Below are 23,108 nucleotides of genomic sequence, written 5' to 3' on the forward strand. Positions count from 1 at the left end.
GGTGCCCCGCCTGAAGCCGCGGGGCGGGACCGGGGCGGCGCGGCGACGCACCGGGCCGCTCCTCCCCCCAGCGCCTGCCGTCGGCACCGCCCGGCTCCCGCAGGCGAAGCCCGCCCCTCCCGCCGGGCTACGGCTCGGTCTGGCCCGCCGTTGCGATCGGTTCCGGTGTCAGGGTCCAGGGGAGTTCGATGGTGACCGTCTTGCCGCCCTCCCGGGTGGGGCGGACGTGGAGTCTGCCGCCGTACTCCGCGGTGAGCCAGCGGACGATGACCATGCCGCGGCCGTTGTCCTGCTGCACCGCGGCGGGCAGTCTCTTCGGGAAGCGCGGATGGCTGTCCGTGACCCCGATGCGCAGATGTTCGTCACGGTCCAGCGCGATGTCGACCGTGAAGGTGGGTGACTGACCGAAGGTGTGCTGTACGGCGTTGGTGGCGAGTTCGGAGACGATGAGACGCACGGTGTCGGCCGTCTCGGTGTCCGACGGCAGGCCCCACTCCGCGAGCGTCCCCACCACGTAGGAGCGGGCGGCGGAGACCGAGGCGGGATCGCTCGGCAGAGTGACGGATGCTTCCAGATGGTCTGCCATGGCGACGTCGTCCCTTTCCCACGGGACCGCAGTCCGACGAGGAGCGGATGGTTCGAGTACGGTCCCGGACTGGTGCTTCTTCGTCAGACTGCCACCACCGGGCCGGTCAGGGGAGCGATCCACCAAGATATGCATATATCTGTCGCTCAAAGCGGTGAACCCTGCGACGCGTAACCGTATTTGGGCGGCCCTCGAGGAGTAAGGAGGAGCCCATGCAGAACGGGCCGGCGGTGCGCCGTCGCAAACTGGGCGCCGAACTGCGCACGCTGCGCACCGGAGCGGGGCTCACCAGCGGCGATGCGGCCCGTCTGGTGGGCTGGCACCAGTCGAAGGTGAGCCGTATCGAGACCGGCGCGAGTGGCGTGAAACCGGCCGATGTGCGGTTACTCCTGGACGCCTACGGCGTACGGGACCGCCAGCTGCGCGAGTTGCTGCTGATGCTGGCGGGGTCGGAGGAGACCGGTGCCCGCAACCGCTGGTGGCACGCCTACCGGGGGATCCTGCCGCCCACCTACCGGGACTTCATCAGTCTGGAGTCGCAGGCCAGCGGCATGCGTACCCTGGAGACCACGGTGGTCCCCGGCCTGCTGCAGACACCCGAGTACGCGCGCGCGGTCACCCGGGCCGCCGTGGAGGGCGTGGCCGAGGAGCGGCTGGACGCGCTGGTGGAGGTGCGGCTGGCCCGGCAGGACGTGCTGCGCTCGGATCCGCCGCTGGCGCTGAGCGCCGTCCTGGACGAGGCGGTGCTGCGGCGCGAGGTCGGCGGGCCGGAAGTGATGGCGCGCCAGCTGGAACGGCTGGTGGAGGCCGCGCGGCTGCCCCAGGTACGGCTCCAGGTGCTGCCGTTCGCCTCGGGGGCGCATGTCGGCCTCACCGGGCCTTTCGTTATCTTCTCATTTCCGAGCACTTCTGATCTGGACGTGGTTGTTCTCGACCAGTTGACGAGTAGCCTCTATCTGGAACGGAAAGAAGACCTCTTGGCCTACTCCGAGGCCTTCAACACCCTTCAGTTCCACGCCCTTTCACCCGAGGACTCGTTGGATTACATCGCCGGGATAGGTGACGGCGCGTAAGGAGGCACCATGTCAGCACTGCCTCGGAACGTCCCTGCCAGTACCGATCTGCACGACGTGCACTGGCTGCGCAGCAGCTACAGCACGGGAGCCAACAACTGCGTGGAGACGGCCCGGCCGCGCTCCGGCCCCCGGGCCGGGCTGCTCGCCGTGCGCGACTCCAAGAACCCGGCCGGACCCGCGCTGCTCTTCTCCCCCGGGAGCTGGGCGGGGTTCGTGGCCACGCTCCGCTGAACTGATTTCAGCCCCAGCCGCTCCTCGCGCGAAGCCCGGCCGTGTCACGCCGACTCATGGTCGAGTCTCGCCGATCACCCGTACAGCGCGTTCGATCTCGGCCCCGGACAGGTCCGCCCGGGCGGTCAGCCGCAGCCGTGAGATGCCGTCGGGCACGGAAGGAGGACGGAAGCATCCGACGGCGAGTCCCGCGGTGCGGCAGTCGGCCGCCCAGCGCACGGCCTGGTCCGGGGACGGTGCCCGCACGGAGACCACCGCGGCGTCCGGTCGTACCGCCTCCAGACCCGCGGCGGTCAGCCGTGCGTGCAGTTCGGCGGCGACCTGCCGGGCCCGCGCGGCCCGCTGCGGCTCGCCGCGCAGCAGGCGCAGCGCCGCCAGCGCCGCGCCCGCGGCCGCCGGGGCCAGGCCCGTGTCGAAGATGAACGTGCGGGCCGCGTTGACCAGATGGTCCACCACCCGCGCCGGACCGAGCACCACCCCGCCCTGGCTGCCCAGCGACTTGGACAGCGTGGCCGTGACGACCACGTCCTCGGCGCCCGCCAGCCCGGCCGCGTGCGGGGCGCCCCGGCCGCCGTCGCCGAGGACCCCGAGCCCGTGGGCGTCGTCGACGACGAGCCCGGCGCCGTACTCCCGGCAGGCCTCGGCCAGTGCGGCCAGCGGGGCCGCGTCCCCGTCGACGGAGAAGACGGTGTCGGAGACGACGATCGCCGCTCCCTCGTGCGTGCCGAGCGCCTTGCGCACGGCCTCGGGGTCGGCGTGTCCCACGACCTGCGTCGTGCCGCGGGCGAGCCGGCAGCCGTCGATGAGCGAGGCGTGGTTGCCCGCGTCGGACACGATGAGGGAGCCGTGCGGGCCGAGCGCGGTGACCGCGGCCAGGTTGGCGGCGTACCCGGAGGAGAACACCAGGGCCGCCTCGAAGCCGCAGAAGTCCGCGAGCTCGCGCTCCAGCTCGGTGTGCAGCTCGGTGGTTCCGGTGACCAGCCGGGAGCCGGTGGCACCGCCGCCCCAGGTCCGGGCGGCCCGGGCGGCCCCTTCGGCGACCTCGGGATGGTGGGCGAGGCCCAGGTAGTCGTTGCTCGCCAGGTCCAGCAGCGGCGAGTCGGCGGGGCGTGGCCGCAGGGTCCGCACGAGTCCGGCGCGCCGCCGCGCCTCGGCCTGCTCGCCGATCCAGCCGAACGCCATGACTCCTCCGTGCTTTTGTAGGTAGCGGACAGACCCTAGCGGCACGGCCCGCCACCCAGGGTGTGGCAATACCCACACGATGAAGCGTCCGCAGTTGTGCAGACTCTCCTTGGCCCGAAGCGGTCGCGTAGGAAAGGATCAGGCCTCATGGACCTGCTGAACACGCTGGTGGACAAGGGGCTGCGGCGCGAGCTGCCGACCCGTGACGAGGCGCTCGCCGTGCTCGCCACCTCCGACGACGACCTGCTCGATGTGGTGGCCGCGGCCGGCAAGGTGCGCCGGCACTGGTTCGGCCGGCGCGTGAAACTCAACTACCTGGTCAACCTCAAGTCCGGCCTGTGCCCGGAGGACTGCTCCTACTGCTCCCAGCGCCTGGGGTCGACGGCGGGCATCCTGAAGTACACCTGGCTCAAGCCCGAGGAGGCCTCCGAGGCCGCCGCGGCGGGCCTGGCCGGCGGTGCCAAGCGCGTGTGCCTGGTGGCGTCCGGGCGCGGTCCGACGGACCGGGACGTGGACCGGGTCTCCGAGACCATCAAGGCCATCAAGGACCAGAACGAGGGCGTCGAGGTGTGCGCCTGCCTGGGCCTGCTCTCCGACGGCCAGGCCGAGCGACTGCGCGACGCGGGCGCCGACGCCTACAACCACAACCTGAACACCTCCGAGGCCACCTACGGGGACATCACCACCACCCACACGTACGCCGACCGGGTGGACACGGTGAACAAGGCGCACGCGGCCGGGCTGTCCGCCTGCTCCGGTCTCATCGCCGGCATGGGCGAGAGCGACGAGGACCTGGTGGACGTCGTGTTCTCGCTGCGCGAGCTGGACCCCGACTCCGTTCCGGTGAACTTCCTCATCCCGTTCGAGGGCACCCCGCTCGCCAAGGAGTGGAACCTCACCCCGCAGCGCTGCCTGCGCATCCTGGCGATGGTCCGGTTCGTCTGCCCGGACGTCGAGGTGCGCATCGCGGGTGGCCGTGAGGTCCACCTGCGCACGCTGCAGCCGCTCGCGCTGCACCTGGCCAACTCCATCTTCCTCGGCGACTACCTGACCAGCGAGGGCCAGGCGGGCAAGGCCGACCTGGAGATGATCGCGGACGCCGGGTTCGAGGTGGAGGGCGCCGGCGAGGTGACCCTGCCGGAGCACCGGACGGCGGCCACCGGCGGCGGCTGCGGCTCCCACGCGGAGGCCGGCTGCGGCTCGCACGCCGAGGCCGGCTGCGGCTCGCACGCCGAGGCCGGCTGCAGCTCGCACGCCGAGGCCGGCTGCAGCTCGCACGGCGACGCGGGGTGCGGCTCGCACGCCGAGGCGGGGTGCGGCTCGCAGGAGGGCGGCGGTGTCTGCGGGACGGCGTCCGCGCCCGCCCCGGCCGGCCAGCCGCGCACCGACCTCGTCGCCGTCCGCCGCCGGGGTGCCGGAACGGACCTCGCGCCCAATGCCTGAGCTGGGCGTGCCCGAGCTGCTGGAGCTGGACCGACGGCACGTGTGGCATCCGTACGGCCCGATGCCCGGACGTGTCGAACCGCTCGTCGTGGAGTCGGCGAGCGGGGTCCGGCTGCGGCTCGCGGACGGCTCGGGCGAGCTGGTCGACGGCATGTCCTCGTGGTGGTCGGCGATCCACGGCTACAACCACCCCGTCCTCAACGAGGCGGCGCGGGAGCAGCTCGGGCGGATGAGCCACGTCATGTTCGGCGGCCTCACGCACGAGCCCGCCGTACGGCTGGCGAAGCTCCTTGTCGACATGTCGCCCGACGGCCTGGAGCATGTGTTCCTCGCCGACTCCGGCTCCGTGTCGGTCGAGGTCGCGGCGAAGATGTGCCTGCAGTACTGGCGCTCCCTCGGCCGGCCCGGGAAGCACCGGCTGATGACCTGGCGGGGCGGCTACCACGGCGACACCTGGACCCCCATGTCGGTGTGCGACCCCGAGGGCGGGATGCACGAGCTGTGGAGCGGGGTCCTGCCCCGGCAGGTGTTCGTGGACGCGCCACCGGCGGACTACGAGGAGTCGTACGCCGAACAGGTGCGCGCGGCGATCGCACGGCACGCCGGTGAGCTGGCCGCCGTGATCGTGGAGCCGGTGGTGCAGGGCGCGGGCGGCATGCGGTTCCACTCCCCCGCCTATCTCCGGGTGCTGCGCGAGGCGTGCGACGCGCACGACGTGCTGCTGGTGTTCGACGAGATCGCCACCGGGTTCGGGCGCACCGGCCGGCTGTTCGCGGCGGACCACGCGGGTGTCACGCCCGATGTGATGTGCGTGGGCAAGGCGCTGACCGGCGGTTACCTCACCATGGCCGCCACTTTGTGCACCGCGCGCGTGGCCGACGGCATCTCGCGCGGCGAGGTGCCGGTGCTCGCGCACGGCCCGACGTTCATGGGCAACCCGCTGGCGGCGGCCCTCGCCTGCGCCTCGATCGAGCTGCTGCTCGGGCAGGACTGGCAGACCGAGGTCAAGCGGATCGAGGCGGGCCTGCGGGCGGGGCTCGCTCCGGCCGCCGCTCTGCCGGGCGTGCGGGACGTGCGCGTCCTGGGCGCGATCGGCGTCGTCCAGCTCGACCACGCGGTCGACATGAAGGCCGCGACGGACGCTGCCGTACGCGAGGGCGTGTGGCTGCGCCCGTTCCGCGACCTGGTGTACACGATGCCGCCGTACGTCACGTCGGACGAGGACGTGGCACGGATCGCGCGCGCGGTGTGCGCAGCCGCGCGAGAAGGATGAGCAGGGTGATGACATGCCGGTACTGGTGATCACGGGGACGGGCACGGAGGTCGGCAAGACGGTCACGACCGCGGCCGTCGCCGCGGCGGCGCTCGCGGCCGGGCGGTCGGTGGCCGTGCTGAAGGCCGCCCAGACGGGCGTACGGCCGGACGAGCGCGGGGACGCCGACGAGGTCGCCCGCCTCGCCGGTCCGCTGACGGCCACCGAACTGGCCCGCTACCCCGAGCCGCTGGCGCCGGGTACGGCGGCCCGGCGGGCCGGGATGGCCCCGGTGCGCCCGCGGGAGGTGGCCGATGCGGCGGCCAAGCTGGCCGCCGAGCACGACCTGGTGCTGGTCGAGGGCGCGGGCGGGCTGCTCGTACGGTTCGACGCGGCGGGCGGCACGCTGGCGGACGCGGCCCGGCTGCTGGACGCGCCGGTGCTGGTCGTCGCCACGGCGGGCCTCGGCACGCTGAACACCACGGAGCTGACGGCCCGTGAGCTGCGCGCGCGGAAGCTGGAGCTGGCCGGCGTGGTGATCGGCAGCTGGCCGGACGACCCCGACCTCGCCTCCCGCTGCAACGTCCTGGACCTGCCCGAGGTGGCCGACGCCCCTCTGCTCGGCGCGCTGCCCGCCGGCGCGGGAGCCCTGCCACCCGCGGACTTCCGCACCTCGGCCCCCGGTTGGCTGGCCCCATCCCTGAACGGCACCTGGAACGCGGAGACCTTCCGGACCCGGGAGGCACCGCAGGGGCGATGAACCCTGCCATACCCGGCGAGGTGCCTCCAGCGGGCGCTTCGCCGGGGAGAAGCACCGGCGCCCCGTGCCCGGCGCCCCGTTGCCCGGCGGGCCGGGGCTGTGCCGCACGCCGTCTTCCCTTCGGCAGCGGGTGGTTGGGCGGCACCCGGGGACGCCGGGACCTTCGCGATCCGGCAGACACCGCTGGGCAGTGACCCCCACGACGCGCGGCGAGGCGTCTTCGCCGCGTTGCCCGCCCGGGCCAGGGGCGTGCCGCCCGCGGTCTTCCGTGCGGCCGTGCCCGGTTGACCGGCCCCCGCAGGAGCGAGCCGTTTCGGGTTCGCGAAGCGGCTGCAAGGCAGTCGAGGCGTGCACGGCGGGGGTGTGATGCGGCTTCGCGGGGGAGAATCTCCCTAGGCCCGTCCTCCGGGAGGTTGCCATGCGGCTGTCGTCGGCCGGTTCCGGCAAGGTGGCGAAGAGCCCCGTCCACCACCCGCTGTTCGCCCGCTGCTACGCCCGGGCCAGCGTCGGCGCGGAGACCCGGCTGGGCCTGGCCGAGGTACGCGAGCGGCTGCTCGCGGGGCTGTCCGGACGGGTGATCGAGATCGGCGCGGGCAACGGGCTGAACTTCGGCCACTACCCGGGGACGGTCGCGGAGGTCGTGGCGATCGAACCGGAACCGCTGCTGCGGCGGCTGGCGCTGGACGCCGCCCTGCGCGCCCAGGTCCCGGTCGACGTGGTGCCCGGCACGGCGGAGGCACTGCCGGTCAAGAGCGAGGCCTTCGACGCGGCCGTGCTGTCACTGGTGCTGTGCAGCGTGCGGGACGTGGCGCGGGCGCTCGGCGAGATCCGGCGGGTGCTGCGGCCCGGCGGCGAGGTCCGGTTCTTCGAGCACGGGCGGGGCGGCGGCAGCGCGATGCGGCTGACCCAGCGCGCCCTGGACCGCACGGTGTGGCCCGCGCTGAGCGGCGGCTGCCATCTGTCCCGGGACCCGGTCGCGGCCCTGCGCGAGGCCGGGTTCGACCTCGGCCCGCTTCGCCGGACGATGCTGCCGGAGCGGGGCCCGGCGCTGCCCGCCTCCTACTGCACGCTCGGCACGGCCTGGCGTCCCGAGGAGCCGGACGCACGGTGACCCGCCGACGGGTCACCGGCTCCGCCTCACCGCTGTGCACCAGCCGTGCCAGAATCGCGCACCTGCTCGGGTGTGAGACGACCTTCTGCCCGGTGGCCACCAGGCAGCCGTAGGCCACGGCGGAGGCGAACAGCGCGTGGGAGCGTTCCAGCGCCGGCACCCGGATGAGGAGCTGGAAAGGGCGGCGGCGCGCGGGTGCGGGGTGTCGTAGATGGGCACGCCGCATACTCGGCCCGGTGCCGGGCGACGGCGGCGACGAGCGCGCCCCAGTGGGTGGCCTGCGGATTCTCGGGCGGGACCAGCTGCGGCCCTCGCCGGAACCGGTGCCTGCTCGACGCCGGCGCTCGGGTGCCGGCAGGGGCAAGGATGTCCGGCTGTCGTTCTGCTGTGCGGCGGGTCACACTAGGCTCGGCCGGAGCGAGGCAGTCACGAGGGAGTCGAGGACCGGGAGGCGGTCTTGTCCACACCTGCTGCGGAACACGCGCCGGGCCGGTCACCGGACGGCGGGATCGCGGCCCGCGCGCGCGGGCTGACCAAGGCGTACGGCTCGGGCGAGACGGCCGTACTGGCACTGGACTCGGTGGACGTGGACATCACGCGCGGCCGTTTCACCGCCGTGATGGGCCCCTCCGGGTCGGGCAAGTCCACGCTGATGCACTGTCTGGCGGGCCTGGACAGCGTCTCCGCCGGTCAGGTCTGGCTCGGCGACACCGAGATCACCGGTCTCAAGGACCGCGAGCTGACCCGGCTCAGACGGGACCGGATCGGCTTCATGTTCCAGTCGTTCAACCTGATCCCGACACTGAACGCGGCCGAGAACATCACGCTGCCGATGGACATCGCGGGCCGGAGACCCGATCCGCGGTGGCTGGACCAGGTCATCGACACGCTCGGGCTGCGCGAGCGGCTGACCCACCGCCCGGCGCAGCTCTCGGGCGGCCAGCAGCAGCGCGTGGCCTGCGCACGGGCGCTGGCCGCACGGCCCGAGCTGATCTTCGCCGACGAGCCGACCGGCAACCTGGACTCCCGGGCCGGCCTGGAGGTGCTGGGCTTTTTGCGCAGCGCCGTGGACGACCTCGGGCAGACCGTCGTCATGGTCACCCATGACCCGGGCGCCGCCGCCCACTCCGACCTGGTGCTCTTCCTCGGCGACGGGCGGATCGTGGACGAGATGGAGCGGCCGACGGCGGAGGCGGTCCTGGAGCGCATGAAGGCGTTCGACGTGGTGCGCGGCCGACTCGGCGACAGCGCCGCGAGAGAGGACTGACCCGGTGCTCAAGGCGACCTTGCGGAGCTTCCTCGCGCACAAGGGCCGGCTGGCGCTGTCCGCGCTGGCCGTGGTGCTGTCCGTGGCCTTCGTCGCGGGCAGCCTGATCTTCTCCGACACCGTGACCCGCACCTTCGACCGGCTGTTCGCCTCGACCGCCGCCGATGTCACGGTCGGGCCGAAGCAGGACCTGAGGTCGCCGGTGCCGACCGGCGCGGTCCAGACCGTGCCCGCGGCTCTCAGAAACCGGGTGCTGAAGGTCGACGGGGTCGCGGCGGCGTACGCGGACGTGTCGGTGCAGAACATCGTGGTGGTCGACCGTCACGACAAATCGGTCGGCCCGACCACCGGCGCCCCCACCATCGCCACCGCCTGGCACGTCACCCGTCGCAGCCCGGTGCAGCTGACCTCCGGTCACGCGCCGCACGGCCCGGGCGAGGCGCTGCTCGACGCGGACACCGCCGGCAAGAAGCACGTGCGGATCGGCGACCCGCTGACGATCCAGGCACAGCCGGGCACGTTCCGGGTCCGGGTGGTCGGCATCGCCACGTTCACCACCACCAATCCGGGCGCGGCCCTGGTCTTCCTGGACCCGGCGGTGGCCGGCCGCGAGCTGCTCGGCTCCGCCGCCCGGGCCACCAGCATCTCGGTGGACGCGGCACCGGGGGTGACCGACGCGCAGCTCAAGCACCGGGTCCGCGCGGCGGTCGGCACCGGCAGGTACGACCTGAGGACCGCCGGCGAGCAGGCCAAGTCGGCCGCGGCGGACCTCGGCACCTTCCTGGACGTGATCAAGTACGTGATGCTGGGCTTCGCCGGCATCGCCGTGCTGGTCGGCATCTTCCTGATCGTCAACACTTTCGCCATGCTGATCGCCCAGCGCACCCGCGAACTGGGCCTCCTGCGGGCCCTGGGTGCCGACCGGCGGCAGGTGCGGCGCTCGGTGCTCACCGAGGCGGTGCTGCTCGGCGTGGTCGGCTCCACGGTGGGCCTCGCGGCCGGCATCGGGCTCGCGCTGGGGCTGATCCACCTGATGAGCGCCTTCGGGATGAACCTGAAGGCGACCGAGATGGTCATCGGCTGGGGGACGCCGGTGGCGGCGTACGCCGTCGGCGTGGGGGTCACCTTCGTGGCCGCCTATCTGCCCGCGCGGCGCGCGGCGGCCGTCTCACCGATGGCGGCGCTCGTGGACGCCGAGGTGGCGGGTGTGGGCAAGCCGCTCAAGGTCAGAGCGATCGCCGGGGGCGTGGTCGGGGCGGCCGGGGCCGCGGCGCTGGCCGGATGCGCAGCGGCTTCGAGGACCGCCTCCGCGGTCTCTCTGCTGGGTCTGGGCGTGGTGCTGACGCTGATCGCGACCGTCGTCGCCGGGCCGCTGCTGGTCCGGCCGGTGATCCGCGTGCTGGGCGGCGCGTTCCCCGCGGTGTTCGGGCCGGTCGGCCGGATGAGCCAGCGCAACGCCCTGCGCAATCCGCGCCGCACCGGGGCCACGGCGGCCGCGCTCATGGTGGGGCTCGCGCTGGTCGGCGGGATGTCGGTGGCGAGCGCCTCGATGTCGGCGTCGTTCGACCGGCAGATCGACAAGACGCTGGGCGCCGACTTCACCGTCCAGAACGCCAACTTCACGCCGTTCACCAAGGAGGTCACCAAGGCGGTGGCCCGGACGCCCGGCGTCGGGCTCGTCGTACGGCAGCGGATCACACCGATCGCCGTACGGCTGCCGGACGGCAGGCGCGTGGAGACGGCCGCCGCCGGGTACGGGCCCCGGCTCGACGACGTCGCCCACATCACCTACGCGCGGGGCGGCTCGGCCACCGCGCTGGCCGCCGGGCACCTCGCCATGGACGCCGGTTTCGCCGAGGACCACGGGGTGCGGGTCGGCAGTGTGCTCCCGGTGGAGTTCCCGGGCGGCCGGCGGGCGGACCTGACCGTGGGGGCGCTCACCGACCAGGAGTCCGCCGAGGGCTTCGGCACCCAGGGCGGCATCTTCTTCGGGCTGACGACGCTGGAGAAGCACGCGCCGCGCGGGCAGGACTCCGCCCTGTTCGTCAACGCGGCCGCCGGCACGAGCGCCCAGCAGTTGCGCGCCGCCCTGGAGCAGGCACTCAAGCCCTATCCGCAGGTGCAGGTGCGCGACCAGGCCGACTACAAGAAGCTGGTGCACGACCAGATCTCGGTGCTGCTGTACCTGGTGTACGCGCTGCTCGGGCTGGCGATCGTCATCGCCGTCCTCGGGGTGGTCAACACCCTCGCGCTGTCGGTGGTGGAGCGCACCCGGGAGATCGGGCTGCTGCGCGCCATCGGTCTGGGCCGGCGGCAGCTGCGGCGGATGATCCGGCTGGAGTCGGTGGTGATCGCGGTGTTCGGCGCGGTGCTGGGGCTGGCCCTCGGGCTGGTGTGGGGCGTGTGCACGCAGCAGGTGCTGGCGCTGCAGGGCCTGACCGCGCTGGCGATCCCCTGGGGCACGATCGTCGCGGTGGTGATCGGCTCGGCGGTGGTGGGCATCGTGGCGGCGTTGCTGCCGGCGCTGCGGGCGTCCCGGATGAACGTCTTGGCGGCGATCGCGCACGAGTGACGGAAATCGCGACGACAGCTCAAGTCACCACCGCACGGGGAGAGTTCCTGCCGCGTCCGTTCCGCTTCGGGGCCGGCCTGCTCACGTCCGGACCCGCCGGGTGGCAAGCCCGGTGCCGCCGCGCCGAGGAGCTGGGCGCCCGTGGCGGCCGCGGCGGTGACCGGGCGGCCCCGGCTCGGCACGCTCGTGTGCGCAGCCTCTCCCGGGAGTTCGGTCCGAGGTGACCCGTGGGGTCACGTCGTGCCGAGCGGAAACCGATCGCCCATCCGGGCGGCGTTCTGATTGGCTCGGCCCATGAGCGATCTTCACATCCGCCACGCCATCCTCTCCGACATCGACCCCGTGCTGCGGTTCTGGGGCACCGCCGCGGAGGGGACGAGCATCAGCGACGACCACGACGGAGTGGCCCGGCTGATCGCACGAGACCCCGAAGCCCTCCTCCTCGCGGAGCGCGACGGCCGCCTCGTCGGAACCGTGATAGCGGGCTTCGACGGATGGCGCTGCTCCGCCTACCGGCTGGCCGTACACCCCGACCACCGTCGGCAGGGGATCGCCACCGCCCTGCTGGAGGCGGCCGAACAGCGCTTCGTCGCCCTGGGCGGACGGCGGGTCGACGCCATGGTTCTGGAAGCCAACGAACGGGCACAGCACGCGTGGGCCGCTGCCGGCTACCGGCGGGAGGACCACTGGCGGCGCTGGGTGAAGCCGCTCGGCCGGTGAATTTTCCGGCCTCTTTGCCCATCCTTTACCATTGAGGGAGCACTCGGCCCTCCATGAAAGGTGTGAGCCTCCGCCCATGGGCGATCCTCCCAGTCCGCGACACCGCGCGTTCCGTCCCGCCCTGTCCGATCATGGGACGGGGGTGACCCGATGACCGAAGTGCTGCTCCTTCTGGTGGCGGTCCTGCTGTCACTCGCCTGCGGTGCCTTCGTGGCGGCGGAGTTCTCGCTGACCACGGTCGAACGCGGCGAGCTGGAGCGTGCCGCCGAGCGCGGCGAGCGGGGCGCCCAGGGTGCCCTGAAGGCCGTACGGAACCTCACCTTCCAGCTCTCCGGCGCGCAGCTCGGCATCACCGTCACCAACCTGGTGGTCGGCATGCTCGCCGAACCGTCGATCGCCAAGCTGCTCGCCGGGCCGTTCCAGGCGATGGGTCTGTCCCGGACGACGGCGAGCTCGGTGGCGCTGGTGCTGGGCACGGCGCTGTCGACGGTGTTCCTGATGGTCGTGGGCGAGCTGGTGCCCAAGAACTGGGCGATCTCCTCGCCGCTCAAGGTGGCCCTGCGGGTGGGCAGCGCGCAACGCTGGTTCAGCGCCGCCTTCCGGCCGTTCATCACACACCTGAACAACACGGCGAACCGGGTGGTGCGCCGGATGGGCCTCGAGCCCGCCGAGGAGCTGGCCTCCGCGCGCGGGCCGCAGGAGCTGGCGGCCCTCGCCCGGCACTCCGCCAAGGCGGGCGCGCTGGAGCCGGACACCGCCGAGCTGTTCGTCCGCACACTGAACCTGGCCGAGCTGACCGCCGCGAGCGTGATGACGCCACGCGTGCAGGTCCTCGCCCTGGACGCCCAGGCGACCTGCGAGGACGTGGCGAACGCGACCAGGGCGACCGGCCTGTCCCGGTTCCCGGTCTACCGCGGCAGCCTCGACTCGGTGGTCGGCATCGCCCACATCAAGGACGTCCTCGCGGTGCCCGCCGAGCAGCGGCCGCGCCGCACGGTCGCCCAGGTGATGCGCGACCCGCTGCTGGTCCCGCAGTCCCTCACCGTCGACCGGCTCCTGGACCGCCTGTCCGGCAGGCACACCATGGCCGTCGTCATCGACGAGTACGGCGGCACGGCGGGCGTGGCCACCCTGGAGGACATCGTCGAAGAGGTCGTCGGCGAGGTGCGCGACGAGCACGACCCGCACGAGACGCCCGACCTGGCCTCGGCGGGCGCCGACGACACGGGCCGGGCGCTGTACGCGGCGGACGGCGCCGCCCGCACGGACCAGCTCGCGCGCGTGGGCCTGCGGGTGCCCGAGGGGCCGTACGAGACCCTGGCCGGTCTCGTCGCCACCGAGCTGGGCCGCATACCCGCGGCCGGCGACACGCTGGAGGTGGCCGGCTGGCGGCTGGAGGTCGTGGACGCCTCCGGGCGCCGGGCGGCCCGGGTGCTGCTGCACGCGCCACTGACCGACGAGGACGGCACCGCCGGGCGCCGTGAGAGGACGGAGGGGGCGCGATGACCGCCGTGCAGCTGCTGATCGGTCTGGCGACGCTGGTCGTCAACGCCTTCTTCGTGGGTGCGGAGTTCGCGCTGATCTCCGTGCGCCGCTCGCAGATCGAGCCGCTCGCCCAGGAGGGCGACCGGCGGGCGAGGAGCGTGGTGTGGGGCCTGGAGCACGTCTCCGCGCTGCTCGCCGCCGCCCAGCTGGGCATCACACTGTGCACCCTGGTGCTGGGCGTGGTCGCCGAGCCGGCGATCGCGCATCTGCTGGAGCCGGTGTTCCACGCGGTCGGCGTCTCCACGAGCGCCGGCCACGTGGTGTCCTTCGTCATTGCGCTGACCCTGGCGACGTACCTGCACATGCTGATGGGCGAGATGGTGCCGAAGAACGTCGCGCTGGCCGAACCGGTGCGCAGCGCCCTGCTGCTCGGCCCTCCGCTGGTGGCGCTCTCCCGGGCGCTGCGCCCGGTGATCTTCACGATCAACGCCTTCGCGAACGGGCTGCTGAAGCTGCTGCGGGTGGAGGCCAGGAACGAGGTGGCGGCCACCTTCACGGACACCGAGCTCGCCGAGATCGTCAAGGATGCCAGCGAGGCCGGCCTGATCGACACCCGGGCGCAGGAGCGGCTGCACGACGCGCTCGAGCTGGGCAGCCGCCCGGTGCGGGACGTGGTCGTACCGCTGCAGCGGGTGGTGTACGTGCGCGTGGGCGTCACGCCCGGCCAGTTGGAGCGGCTGTCGGCCGAGTCCGGCTTCTCCCGCTTCCCGGTGGTCGACGTGGGCCGCCGGATCGTGGGCTACCTGCACGTCAAGGACGCGCTCGACGCCCTCGCCCGCGACGCGCCGTTCCGGCTGCGCGACATGCGGTCCATCGCGCGCGTCCGCGAGGGCACCCCGCTGGACGACGTGCTCACCGCCATGCGCGGCAGCCGTACGCACCTGGCGGCCGTGCTCGGCGAGGACGGGCGGCTGGCGGGGCTGGTGACCATGGAGGACGTGCTGCGGGAGCTGTTCGGGCAGCCGGCGTGAGTGGCCGATGTACGGCACGGAACGGAGGCCGCCGTCGGCGGACCGAGGGCGACCGACCGACGGGTATGGAGCCGGGATACCATCGCTGTCGCCATGCAGACGAATCCCGCATCTCCCGCCCACACCAGCCTCGTCGCGGTCGGCGACTCCTTCACCGAGGGCATGTCGGACCTGCTCCCCGACGGCTCCTACCGGGGCTGGGCCGACCTCCTCGCCGCCCGGATGGCCGCCCGCACCGAGGGCTTCCGGTACGCCAACCTCGCCGTGCGCGGCAAGCTGATCCGGCAGATCGTCGATGAGCAGGTGGAGGTGGCGGCCGCGATGAACGCGGACGTCGTCACGCTCGTCGGTGGGCTGAACGACACGTTGCGACCCAAGTGCGACATGGGCCGGGTACGTGGCCTGCTGACCGAGGCCGTGGAGCGGCTCGCCCCGTCCTGCAAGCAGCTGGTGCTGATGCGCAGCCCCGGCCGGCAGGGACCGGTGCTGGAGCGGTTCCGGCCGCGCATGGAGGAGCTGTTCGCCTGCGTCGACGAGCTGGCCGAGAGGCACGGCGCCCTCGTGGTCGACCTGTACGGCGCGCCCTCGCTGGCCGACCCCCGGCTGTGGGACGTGGACCGGCTGCACCTGACCGCCGAGGGGCACCGCCGGGTCGCCGAGGCGGTGTGGCAGACGCTCGGCTACGACGCCGAGGACCCCGAGTGGCGCACGCCGATGCCGGCCACGCTGCCGCCGGGCTGGGTGACGCGCCGGGTCGCGGACGCACGGTTCGCCCGGCAGCACCTGCTCCCCTGGATAGGCCGCCGCCTGACCGGCCGCTCCTCCGGCGACGGCCGCCCGGCGAAGCGCCCGGAACTGCTGCCGTACGAGGGCCGGGCCTGACCTCCACACGGCTGGGGTGAAGTGGCGCAGGTCTCGTAGCTTCCACCGAACGGAACCGTGGCGCTGGCCTGCACGAATCGCCAGTAGACTCTGGACACGTGACTTCTGCGCCCGCCAAGCCCCGCATCCCGAACGTCCTCGCCGGACGCTACGCCTCCGCCGAGCTCGCCACGCTCTGGTCGCCCGAGCAGAAGGTGAAGCTGGAGCGGCAGCTCTGGCTCGCCGTGCTGCGGGCCCAGAAGGACCTCGGCATCGAGGTGCCGGACGAGGCGATCGCCGACTACGAGCGTGTCCTCGACACCGTCGACCTGGCCTCGATCGCCGAGCGCGAGAAGGTCACCCGGCACGACGTGAAGGCGCGGATCGAGGAGTTCAACGACCTCGCCGGGCACGAGCACGTGCACAAGGGCATGACCTCCCGCGACCTGACCGAGAACGTCGAGCAGCTGCAGATCCGGCTGTCGCTGGAGCTGATGCGCGACCGCACGGTGGCCGTGCTGGCGCGCCTCGGCAAGCTCGCGGGCGAGTACGCGGAGCTGGTCATGGCCGGCCGCTCGCACAACGTGGCCGCGCAGGCCACGACCCTCGGCAAGCGCTTCGCGACCGCCGCCGACGAGCTTCTGGTGGCGTACGGCCGGGTCGAGGAGCTGCTGGGCCGCTACCCGCTGCGCGGCATCAAGGGCCCGGTGGGCACCGCGCAGGACATGCTGGACCTGCTGGGCGGGGACGCCACCAAGCTCGCCGAGCTGGAGCGGCGGATCGCCGGCCACCTGGGCTTCTCGCAGGCCTTCACCTCCGTCGGCCAGGTCTACCCGCGCTCGCTGGACTACGAGGTCGTCACGGCGCTCGTGCAGCTCGCCGCGGCCCCGTCGTCGCTGGCGAAGACCATCCGGCTGATGGCCGGGCACGAGCTGGTCACCGAGGGCTTCAAGCCGGGCCAGGTCGGCTCCTCGGCCATGCCGCACAAGATGAACACCCGCTCCTGCGAGCGCGTCAACGGCCTGATGGTGATCCTGCGCGGGTACGCGTCGATGACCGGCGAGCTGGCGGGCGACCAGTGGAACGAGGGCGACGTGTCCTGCTCGGTGGTGCGCCGGGTCGCGCTGCCGGACGCGTTCTTCGCGCTGGACGGCCTGCTGGAGACCTTCCTGACGGTGCTCGACGAGTTCGGCGCGTTCCCGGCCGTCGTCGCCCGCGAGCTGGACCGGTACCTGCCGTTCCTCGCCACCACCAAGGTGCTCATGGGCGCCGTGCGGTCGGGTGTGGGCCGTGAGGTGGCGCACGAGGCGATCAAGGAGAACGCCGTCGCCACCGCGCTGGCGATGCGCGAGCAGGGTGCCGAGCGCAACGACCTGCTCGACAAGCTCGCCGCCGACGAGCGCCTCCCGCTCGACCGCGAGCAGTTGGCCGCGCTGATGGCCGACAAGCTGTCCTTCACCGGTGCGGCCGCCGACCAGGTCGGTGTGGTCGCCGGCCGGATCGAGGAGATCGTCAAGCAGCACCCGGAGGCCGCCGGCTACACCCCCGGAGCGATCCTCTGACCCGCTTCACCCGGGCGGAACTGGAGGCCGCCCGCGACCGCCTCGTCCCGGACGTGGTCGCGGACGGTCTCCGTGTGCTGTTCTGCGGGATCAACCCCGGTCTGATGACGGCGGCCACGGGCCACCACTTCGCGCGGCCCGGCAACCGGTTCTGGCCGGTGCTGCACCTGTCCGGCTTCACCCCGAGGCTGCTGAAGCCCGCCGAGCAGCAGGAGCTGCTCACGTACGGGCTCGGCATCACGAACGTGGTGGCACGGGCGACGGCGCGGGCCGACGAGCTGACCGCCGAGGAGTATCTCGAGGGCGGCAGGCTGCTGGCGGCCAAGGTGGCGCTGCTGAAGCCGGCATGGCTGGCGGTGGTCGGGGTGACCGCGTACCGGGCCGCCTTCGGGGATCGCACGGCCCAAGTGGGGCCGCAGGAACGGGGCATCGCAGACACCCGGGTGTGGGTGCTGCCCAACCCCAGTGGCCTCAACGCGCACTGGACGACGGCGACGATGGCGGAGGAGTTCGCCCGGCTGCGGGAGGCGGCACCGGCCTAGCCCCGGCGGCCGTGCGGCCGTGCGGCCGTGCGGCCGTGCCGGTCAGGGTGGGTCCGTGGAGGTGACCACCGCCAGGAGCTGGAAGGGGAGTTCGCCGTCCCACTGGGATATGCCCAGGACGATCCAGCGGCCCCCGGCCCGCCACGCCTGCACGTCCGGGACATGCGTGGCGAGGGTGGCCCAGGGCTCGGGTATCTCCTCCCCCGCCAGCGTCCGCAGGAACACCCCCGCCAGGCCGAACGCGTCCGCCGGACCCCATCGCTCGGCCAGCCGCTCCCCCAGCGCGTCCCGGTCGGCCTCGAACTGCGCCTCCGTCTCCTCCCGCTCGCTTCCGTCGTCCTCGTAGAAGTCGCCGCTGGTCTCCAGCGCCGCTGTCAGGTACCCCGGCCCGCCCGTGCCGACGTCCGTCCGGCCGTGCTCCGCCGGGAACTCCCGGGCGCACAGCTGGTCGATCACGGCAAGACAGTTCGCGATGTCCATGTGATCCAGTAAAGCGGGCACCACTGACAATTGGCGGCCCGTCAAGCACCCCTGTGCCCGAGGAGCTTCACGGCCCACGCTCCCGTGAGCGTCGGCGCTCCCGCCACGCCGCCCGGATCCGCGTGACGGCCGCCTGCGGATTCCGGCCCGCCCGGCGCTCGCCGGGGTGGGCCGGGCCGAGTACGATCCGCCCAACACGCCCGCGAGCTGGGAGGACGGACGGTGGGGCAGCTGACCGGTGGCGATCCCTCGCTGCTGCGGAGGATCAACTCGGCGGTGGTGCTGCACGCGCTGCGTGCCACGGACTGCGCGACGCTCACCGAGGTCACCCGGGTCACCGGACTGTCCCGGCCGACCGTCGAGGGGGTCGTGGAAGGGCTCATCGAGGCGGGGCTCGTGGTGGAACAGGCGGCCGAGGAGGGCACCGCGCGCCGTCAGGGTCGGCCCGCCCGCCGGTTCCGGTTCCGTGCCGAGGCCGGGCATCTGCTGGGCCTGGAGATCGGCGCGCACCGGGTGGCCGCGCTGCTGTCCGACCTGGACGGCCGGCTGCTGGGCGCGCAGGCCAAGGAGGTCGACGAGACGGCTCCGGCGGACGAGCGGCTGGACCGGCTGCGCGGTGCGGTCGCCGAGCTGCTGCGCCGGGCCGGGGTGGCGCGCAGCTCCCTGCGGGCGGTCGGGGTGGGCACGCCGGGCATCGTGGAGGCCGACGGCACGATCCGGCTGGGGACGGCGCTGCCGGAGTGGACGGGCCTTCGGCTCGGTGAACGGCTCAGCCGCTCCTTCAAGTGCCCCGTGCTGGTGGAGAACGACGCCAACACGGCGGCCGTCGCGGAGCACTGGAAGGGGGCGGCGACGGAGACCGACGACGTGGTCTTCGTGCTGGCCGGGCTCAGCCCGGGCGCGGGTTCGCTGATCGGCGGGCGGCTGCACCGCGGGTACGGCGGGGCGGCCGGGGAGATCGGCGCGCTGCATCTGCTGGGCCGGGAGGCGACCCCGGAGACGCTGCTGTCCACCACCGACGAGCCGCTGCATCCGCTGGACGAGCAGGCGGTCGCCGAGGTGTTCGCGCTCGCCCGGCAGGGCGACCGGCGGGCCCGGGCGGCCGTCGAGAGGTTCATCCAGCGGCTGGTGCACGACGTGGCCGCGCTGGTGCTGGCCCTCGACCCCGAGCTGGTCGTCATCGGCGGCTGGGCGGCCGGTCTGGACGGCGTCCTCGATCCGCTGCGCCGTGAACTCGCCCGCTACTGCCTCAGGCCGCCCCGCGTCGCCCTGTCCCTGCTCGGCGAGGCGGCCGTTCCCACGGGTGCCCTGCGCCTTGCCCTCGACCATGTCGAGGAGCAACTCTTCGCGGTGGAGGGCACGGTGACGGCCCGCCGCTGATCCGGCCGGGGCGCGCGATCACCACGAGCCGGACCGGCGGCGGGCCGCTCGGGTGCGACCGTTCGACGCAGGCGGGTCAGGAGGCTCGCTGTTCCGGGTCGTGGTGTATCTCCACGTCGGGTGACTCGCCGAAGGTGAGCCGGCAGGTGTCCGCGCGGTAGGTGGCCACGGAGAGGGCGGCGGTGCGGCCCTCGGCGTGGAAGCGGGTGGTGACGACGAGGACGGGGGCGCCGGGCAGCCGGTCGAGGTCCTTGGCGTCGTCCGCGCGGGCCGAGCCCAGCTCGACGGCGCGGTCCTGGCCCTCGAGCTCCAGGCGCTGCAGCTCGCGCAGCACCGCACGGGCGCGTGCCGGGCCGTTCGGGGCGTCGATCGCGGTGAGGTCCGGCACGGAGGCGGCCGGGACATAGAGCAGTTCGGTGGCGACGAGCTGGCCCTGGGACGTCCGGGAGCGGCGCACCGTGTGCACGCTCTCGCCGGCGCCGGTCTCCAGCGCGGCGGCGACGGCGGCGGGCGGGGCGGCCCGGACGCAGTCCGTGGGCTGCCACGCGTCGTCGGAGGCCCCCGGCCAGGCGTGCTGCCGGGTGCCGACGGCCACGCCCACGCGCGGGGGCGCGACGGTCGTGCCGACGCCGCGGCGGCGCTGCAGCCGGCCTTCCAGCTCGAGCTGTTCGAGGGCCTGGCGGAGCGTGGCCCGGGCCACGCCGAAGCGGGCGGCGAGTTCGCGCTCGTTGGGCAGGATCTCACCGACCGAGAACTCGGAGTCCAGTGCCTCACTGAGTACGGTCCTGAGATGCCAGTACTTCGGTTCCGGCACCGATTCCAGCTGCGTGGTCCCCACCCTGTCCTCCGCAAGAGCCGTGGTCCGGCGGCTTTTAGCGCCCTTGTTTATTAAAGGTTGTTGCACTTATCTGCGACCATAGGGCGGCCGTACCCCTTGGTCAAGACCAATCCCCGTACGCGGGGGCGTCCGGCTCAGCCGGTCAGGGACCGCAGCTTGTCGGGGTTGCGGACGATGTACACGGCCGTGATGCGCCCGTCGGCGACGTCGACCCGGCCCCCGGCGCGGCGGTGCGCGCGGCGCCGGCCAGGAAGCGGCCCACCTTGTCGGCGGTGTGCAGGATCCGCACGGGCGCCTTCGCCTTGCCGCCGCTGTCGCCGACCAGCCGGACGTCGGGCGCGAGCAGGGACATCAGCGCGTCGAGATCGCCCCCGCCCGCGGCCGCGAGGAAGCGTTCGGCCAGGTCCCGGCGCCGGCCGGGATCCACCTCGTGGCGCGGCCGGCCCTCGGCGACATGCCGGCGGGCCCGTGCGGCGAGCTGCCGTACCGCCGCCCCGCCGCGCTCCGGGAGGCCGGCGATCTCGGCGTACGGAGCCCAAGGCCTCGCGGAGCACGAAGACGGCGCGCTCCAGCGGCGTCGGCGTCTCCAGGACGACGAGTACGGCGAGGGAGACGGAGTCGGCGAGCACGGCGCGCTCGGCGGTGTCGGAGACGGTGTCGCCGAAGTCGGTGACGTACGGCTCGGGCAGCCAGGGGCCGACATGGGTCTCGGCGCGTGCCTGAGCCTGACGCAGCCGGTCGATGGCCGGCCGGGTGGTGATGCGCACGAGGTAGGCGCGCGGTTCGCGGCCTCGGCGCGGTCGGCGCGGAACCAGCGCAGCCAGGCGTCCTGGACGACGTCCTCCGCGTCGGCGACCCGGCCGAGCATGCGGTGGGCGACCCCCATGAGGAGTTGCCGGTGCTCTTCGAAGACCTCGGTCGCGGTGTCGTCGCCCACCGGCCCCTCCCATCCGACACACCCCCCGGTGTCCAGGCGGAATCGGCCCGTCCAGGGCCGGTGCGGACCACAATGTCGGCGGACCGCCGGTGGCCGGCGGCCGGGGTCCGGGAGGTGACCGATGCGGTACGCGGTGCTGGGCACGGGCGAGGTGGGCCGCACACTGGCCGGCCGGCTGGTGGAGCTGGGGTACGAGGTGACCCTCGGCTCGCGTGCGAAGGACAACCCGGTGGCCCAGGAGTGGGCCACGGTCGCGGGCGGCCGGGCGCACGCGGGGACGTTCGCGGAGGCGGCCGCGGCGGCCGACGTGGTGGTGAACGCGGTGGGCGGCCGGGTGGCGCTCGCGGCGCTGCGGGCGGCGGGCGCGGAGAACCTGGACGGCAAGGTCCTGGTGGACGTCTCCAACCCGCTGAAGGTGGAGGACGGGGACGTGCGTCTGGACCCGGTGGAGTCCGACAGCGTGGGCGAGCAGATCCAGCGGGCCTTCCCGCACGCGCGCGTGGTGAAGACGCTGAACACCGTCAACTGCCAGGTGATGGTGGATCCGGGCCGGGTGCCGGGGGAGCACAACCTGTTCGTGTGCGGGGAGGACGCGGGCGCGAAGGACCAGGTGCGGGAGCTGCTCGGCGAGTTCGGCTGGCCGGCAGAGCGGGTGCTGGACCTCGGCGGGATCCGGTCGGCGCGGGCGGTGGAGATGCTGCTGCCGCTGTGGCTGACCCTCTTCGGGCGGTTCGGGCACCCGGACTTCAATGTCGAGGTGCGCCGCGCGCACCAGCCGCGCGCATGAGGGGTGCGGACGCGCGCGGTGCAGGACCGCGCGGTGGGCGGTACGGCGGGACACGCACCCCTCCGGGGGCTACCGGCGGGTAGTAATTGCTGACAAGCTGTCTACGGCGTCCGTCAGCAGCCCAGACGAGGAGCACCCCCATGTCCGCCACCGTCTCCTTCCCGGTCCGCACCGCCCTCGGCGCGCAGGACGTGACCGTGTCCTGCGCGCGGGTGGGCCGCGGTGAGCCGCTGGTCCTGCTGCACGGCATCGGCCACCACCGGCAGGCGTGGGACCCGGTGGTGGACATCCTCGCCACCGAGCGCGAGGTGATCGCCGTGGACCTGCCGGGCTTCGGGGCGTCCCCGGGCCTGCCGGCCGGCCTGGCCTACGACCTGCCCACGACCAACTCCGTGCTCGGCGCCCTGTTCGAGGCGCTGGAGCTGGACCGTCCGCACGTGGCCGGCAACTCCCTGGGCGGTCTGCTGGCCCTGGAGCTGGGCCGCGAGAAGCTCGTACGGTCCGTCACCGCCCTGTCCCCGGCCGGATTCTGGACCGAGGCCGAGCGGCGGTACGCCTTCGCGGTGCTGCTCGCCATGCGGGGCATCTCGCAGCGGCTCCCGCTGCCGCTGGTGGAGCGGCTGTCCCGCAGCGCGGCCGGCCGTACCGCGCTGACCAGCACCATCTACAGCCGCCCGGCCCGCCGTTCACCCGAGGCCGTGGTCGCCGAGACACTCGCGCTCGCGGGGGCCACCGGGTTCGACGCGACCCTGCGGGCGGGCACCACCGTCCAGTTCACCGACGGCCTGCCGGGTCTGCCGGTCACCGTGGCCTGGGGCACCCGGGACCGGCTCCTGGTGCGCCGCCAGGGCGTCCGGGCCAAGACGATCATCCCGCACGCCCGGCTCGTGCGACTGCCCGGCTGCGGCCACTGCCCGATGAACGACGACCCGGCGCTGGTCGCGCGCGTCCTCCTCGACGGCAGCCGCTGACCCGCGCGGACCGAGCGCGCCGGAGCCGAGGGCG

21 protein-coding genes and 2 pseudogenes are annotated in these 23,108 nt (G+C 73.5%); 17 read left to right on the forward strand and 6 right to left on the reverse strand.

Going from position 1 to position 23,108, the window contains the following annotated elements; all coding sequences use genetic code 11:
• Window positions 1-127: 127 nt before the first annotated feature.
• Window positions 128-586: an ATP-binding protein gene (locus ACZ404_RS32255; RefSeq protein ID WP_468446107.1), complete on the reverse strand. Its 459-nt coding sequence runs from the start codon at window positions 584-586 to the stop codon at window positions 128-130.
• A 212-nt stretch (window positions 587-798) separates the two neighbouring features.
• Here ACZ404_RS32255 and ACZ404_RS32260 point away from each other — a divergent pair, with 212 nt between their 5' ends.
• Both ACZ404_RS32260 and ACZ404_RS32265 read left to right on the forward strand, forming a co-directional pair.
• Complete coding sequence (locus tag ACZ404_RS32260; RefSeq protein WP_468446109.1) at window positions 799-1,659, forward strand: helix-turn-helix domain-containing protein; 861 nt, start codon at window positions 799-801, stop codon at window positions 1,657-1,659.
• 9 nt (window positions 1,660-1,668) lie between these two features.
• Window positions 1,669-1,893 (forward strand): DUF397 domain-containing protein, encoded by a 225-nt coding sequence (locus tag ACZ404_RS32265; protein ID WP_468446111.1) that lies wholly within the window; start codon window positions 1,669-1,671, stop codon window positions 1,891-1,893.
• Window positions 1,894-1,947: 54 nt separating this feature from the next.
• Here the strand turns inward: ACZ404_RS32265 and ACZ404_RS32270 are convergent, their stop codons facing one another.
• Window positions 1,948-3,075: an 8-amino-7-oxononanoate synthase gene (locus tag ACZ404_RS32270; RefSeq protein WP_468446113.1), complete on the reverse strand. Its 1,128-nt coding sequence runs from the start codon at window positions 3,073-3,075 to the stop codon at window positions 1,948-1,950.
• Window positions 3,076-3,222: 147 nt separating this feature from the next.
• On the opposite strand from ACZ404_RS32270, the gene bioB reads away from it, so the two are divergent.
• The 4 genes from bioB (at window position 3,223) to ACZ404_RS32290 (ending at window position 7,641) form a co-directional block, all read left to right on the forward strand.
• The gene (bioB, locus tag ACZ404_RS32275; RefSeq protein ID WP_468446115.1) at window positions 3,223-4,518 is read left to right on the forward strand and encodes a biotin synthase BioB; all 1,296 of its coding nucleotides are present in this window, start codon (window positions 3,223-3,225) and stop codon (window positions 4,516-4,518) included.
• On the forward strand, window positions 4,511-5,791 hold the full coding sequence (locus tag ACZ404_RS32280) for an adenosylmethionine--8-amino-7-oxononanoate transaminase (protein WP_468446117.1): 1,281 nt from the start codon (window positions 4,511-4,513) through the stop codon (window positions 5,789-5,791). The genes bioB and ACZ404_RS32280 overlap by 8 nt, the downstream gene beginning before the upstream one ends.
• A 13-nt stretch (window positions 5,792-5,804) precedes the next feature.
• Window positions 5,805-6,530 (forward strand): dethiobiotin synthase, encoded by a 726-nt coding sequence (gene bioD / locus ACZ404_RS32285; protein ID WP_468446119.1) that lies wholly within the window; start codon window positions 5,805-5,807, stop codon window positions 6,528-6,530.
• 418 nt (window positions 6,531-6,948) lie between these two features.
• Window positions 6,949-7,641, forward strand: a complete 693-nt coding sequence (locus ACZ404_RS32290) for a class I SAM-dependent methyltransferase (RefSeq protein WP_468446121.1) — start codon at window positions 6,949-6,951, stop codon at window positions 7,639-7,641.
• Between the two features lie 22 nt (window positions 7,642-7,663).
• Here the strand turns inward: ACZ404_RS32290 and ACZ404_RS32295 are convergent.
• Window positions 7,664-7,943, reverse strand: a pseudogene (locus ACZ404_RS32295) (fic family toxin-antitoxin system, toxin component); the annotation flags it as partial.
• Between the two features lie 155 nt (window positions 7,944-8,098).
• On the opposite strand from ACZ404_RS32295, the gene ACZ404_RS32300 reads away from it, so the two are divergent.
• From ACZ404_RS32300 to mug, 8 genes are all read left to right on the forward strand, one after another.
• Window positions 8,099-8,908, forward strand: a complete 810-nt coding sequence (locus ACZ404_RS32300) for an ABC transporter ATP-binding protein (protein ID WP_468446123.1) — start codon at window positions 8,099-8,101, stop codon at window positions 8,906-8,908.
• Window positions 8,909-8,912: 4 nt separating this feature from the next.
• Window positions 8,913-11,480, forward strand: a complete 2,568-nt coding sequence (locus ACZ404_RS32305) for an ABC transporter permease (RefSeq protein ID WP_468446125.1) — start codon at window positions 8,913-8,915, stop codon at window positions 11,478-11,480.
• 294 nt (window positions 11,481-11,774) lie between these two features.
• Entirely contained in the window at window positions 11,775-12,200 is a 426-nt protein-coding gene (locus tag ACZ404_RS32310; RefSeq protein WP_468446127.1) for a GNAT family N-acetyltransferase, read from the forward strand.
• Between the two features lie 150 nt (window positions 12,201-12,350).
• Window positions 12,351-13,706 (forward strand): hemolysin family protein, encoded by a 1,356-nt coding sequence (locus tag ACZ404_RS32315; RefSeq protein ID WP_468446129.1) that lies wholly within the window; start codon window positions 12,351-12,353, stop codon window positions 13,704-13,706.
• Window positions 13,703-14,716: a hemolysin family protein gene (locus ACZ404_RS32320; protein WP_468446131.1), complete on the forward strand. Its 1,014-nt coding sequence runs from the start codon at window positions 13,703-13,705 to the stop codon at window positions 14,714-14,716. Before ACZ404_RS32315 ends, ACZ404_RS32320 begins: the two co-directional genes overlap by 4 nt.
• Before the next feature lie 93 nt (window positions 14,717-14,809).
• Window positions 14,810-15,598 (forward strand): SGNH/GDSL hydrolase family protein, encoded by a 789-nt coding sequence (locus ACZ404_RS32325; RefSeq protein ID WP_468446133.1) that lies wholly within the window; start codon window positions 14,810-14,812, stop codon window positions 15,596-15,598.
• 98 nt (window positions 15,599-15,696) lie between these two features.
• Window positions 15,697-17,139: an adenylosuccinate lyase gene (gene purB, locus ACZ404_RS32330; protein WP_468446135.1), complete on the forward strand. Its 1,443-nt coding sequence runs from the start codon at window positions 15,697-15,699 to the stop codon at window positions 17,137-17,139.
• Window positions 17,136-17,681: a G/U mismatch-specific DNA glycosylase gene (mug, locus tag ACZ404_RS32335; RefSeq protein ID WP_468446361.1), complete on the forward strand. Its 546-nt coding sequence runs from the start codon at window positions 17,136-17,138 to the stop codon at window positions 17,679-17,681. Before purB ends, mug begins: the two co-directional genes overlap by 4 nt.
• A gap of 42 nt (window positions 17,682-17,723) precedes the next feature.
• Here the strand turns inward: mug and ACZ404_RS32340 are convergent, their stop codons facing one another.
• Window positions 17,724-18,161, reverse strand: a complete 438-nt coding sequence (locus ACZ404_RS32340) for a hypothetical protein (protein WP_468446136.1) — start codon at window positions 18,159-18,161, stop codon at window positions 17,724-17,726.
• A 222-nt stretch (window positions 18,162-18,383) separates the two neighbouring features.
• Here ACZ404_RS32340 and ACZ404_RS32345 point away from each other — a divergent pair, with 222 nt between their 5' ends.
• On the forward strand, window positions 18,384-19,541 hold the full coding sequence (locus tag ACZ404_RS32345) for an ROK family transcriptional regulator (protein ID WP_468446138.1): 1,158 nt from the start codon (window positions 18,384-18,386) through the stop codon (window positions 19,539-19,541).
• Between the two features lie 76 nt (window positions 19,542-19,617).
• Here ACZ404_RS32345 and ACZ404_RS32350 read toward each other — a convergent pair whose 3' ends face one another.
• Window positions 19,618-20,379 carry a GntR family transcriptional regulator gene (locus ACZ404_RS32350; RefSeq protein ID WP_468446140.1) on the reverse strand — a complete coding sequence of 254 codons (762 nt, stop codon included), beginning with the start codon at window positions 20,377-20,379 and terminating at the stop codon, window positions 19,618-19,620.
• A gap of 134 nt (window positions 20,380-20,513) precedes the next feature.
• A pseudogene (locus tag ACZ404_RS32355) lies at window positions 20,514-21,316 on the reverse strand (sigma-70 family RNA polymerase sigma factor).
• A gap of 121 nt (window positions 21,317-21,437) precedes the next feature.
• Here ACZ404_RS32355 and ACZ404_RS32360 point away from each other — a divergent pair.
• Both ACZ404_RS32360 and ACZ404_RS32365 read left to right on the forward strand, forming a co-directional pair.
• Complete coding sequence (locus ACZ404_RS32360) at window positions 21,438-22,103, forward strand: NADPH-dependent F420 reductase (protein WP_468446142.1); 666 nt, start codon at window positions 21,438-21,440, stop codon at window positions 22,101-22,103.
• A gap of 140 nt (window positions 22,104-22,243) precedes the next feature.
• Window positions 22,244-23,074, forward strand: coding sequence for an alpha/beta fold hydrolase (locus ACZ404_RS32365; protein WP_468446144.1), 831 nt, complete (start codon window positions 22,244-22,246; stop codon window positions 23,072-23,074).
• Window positions 23,075-23,108 lie beyond the last annotated feature (34 nt).

The organism is Streptomyces sp. NPDC030798 (assembly GCF_055572275.1).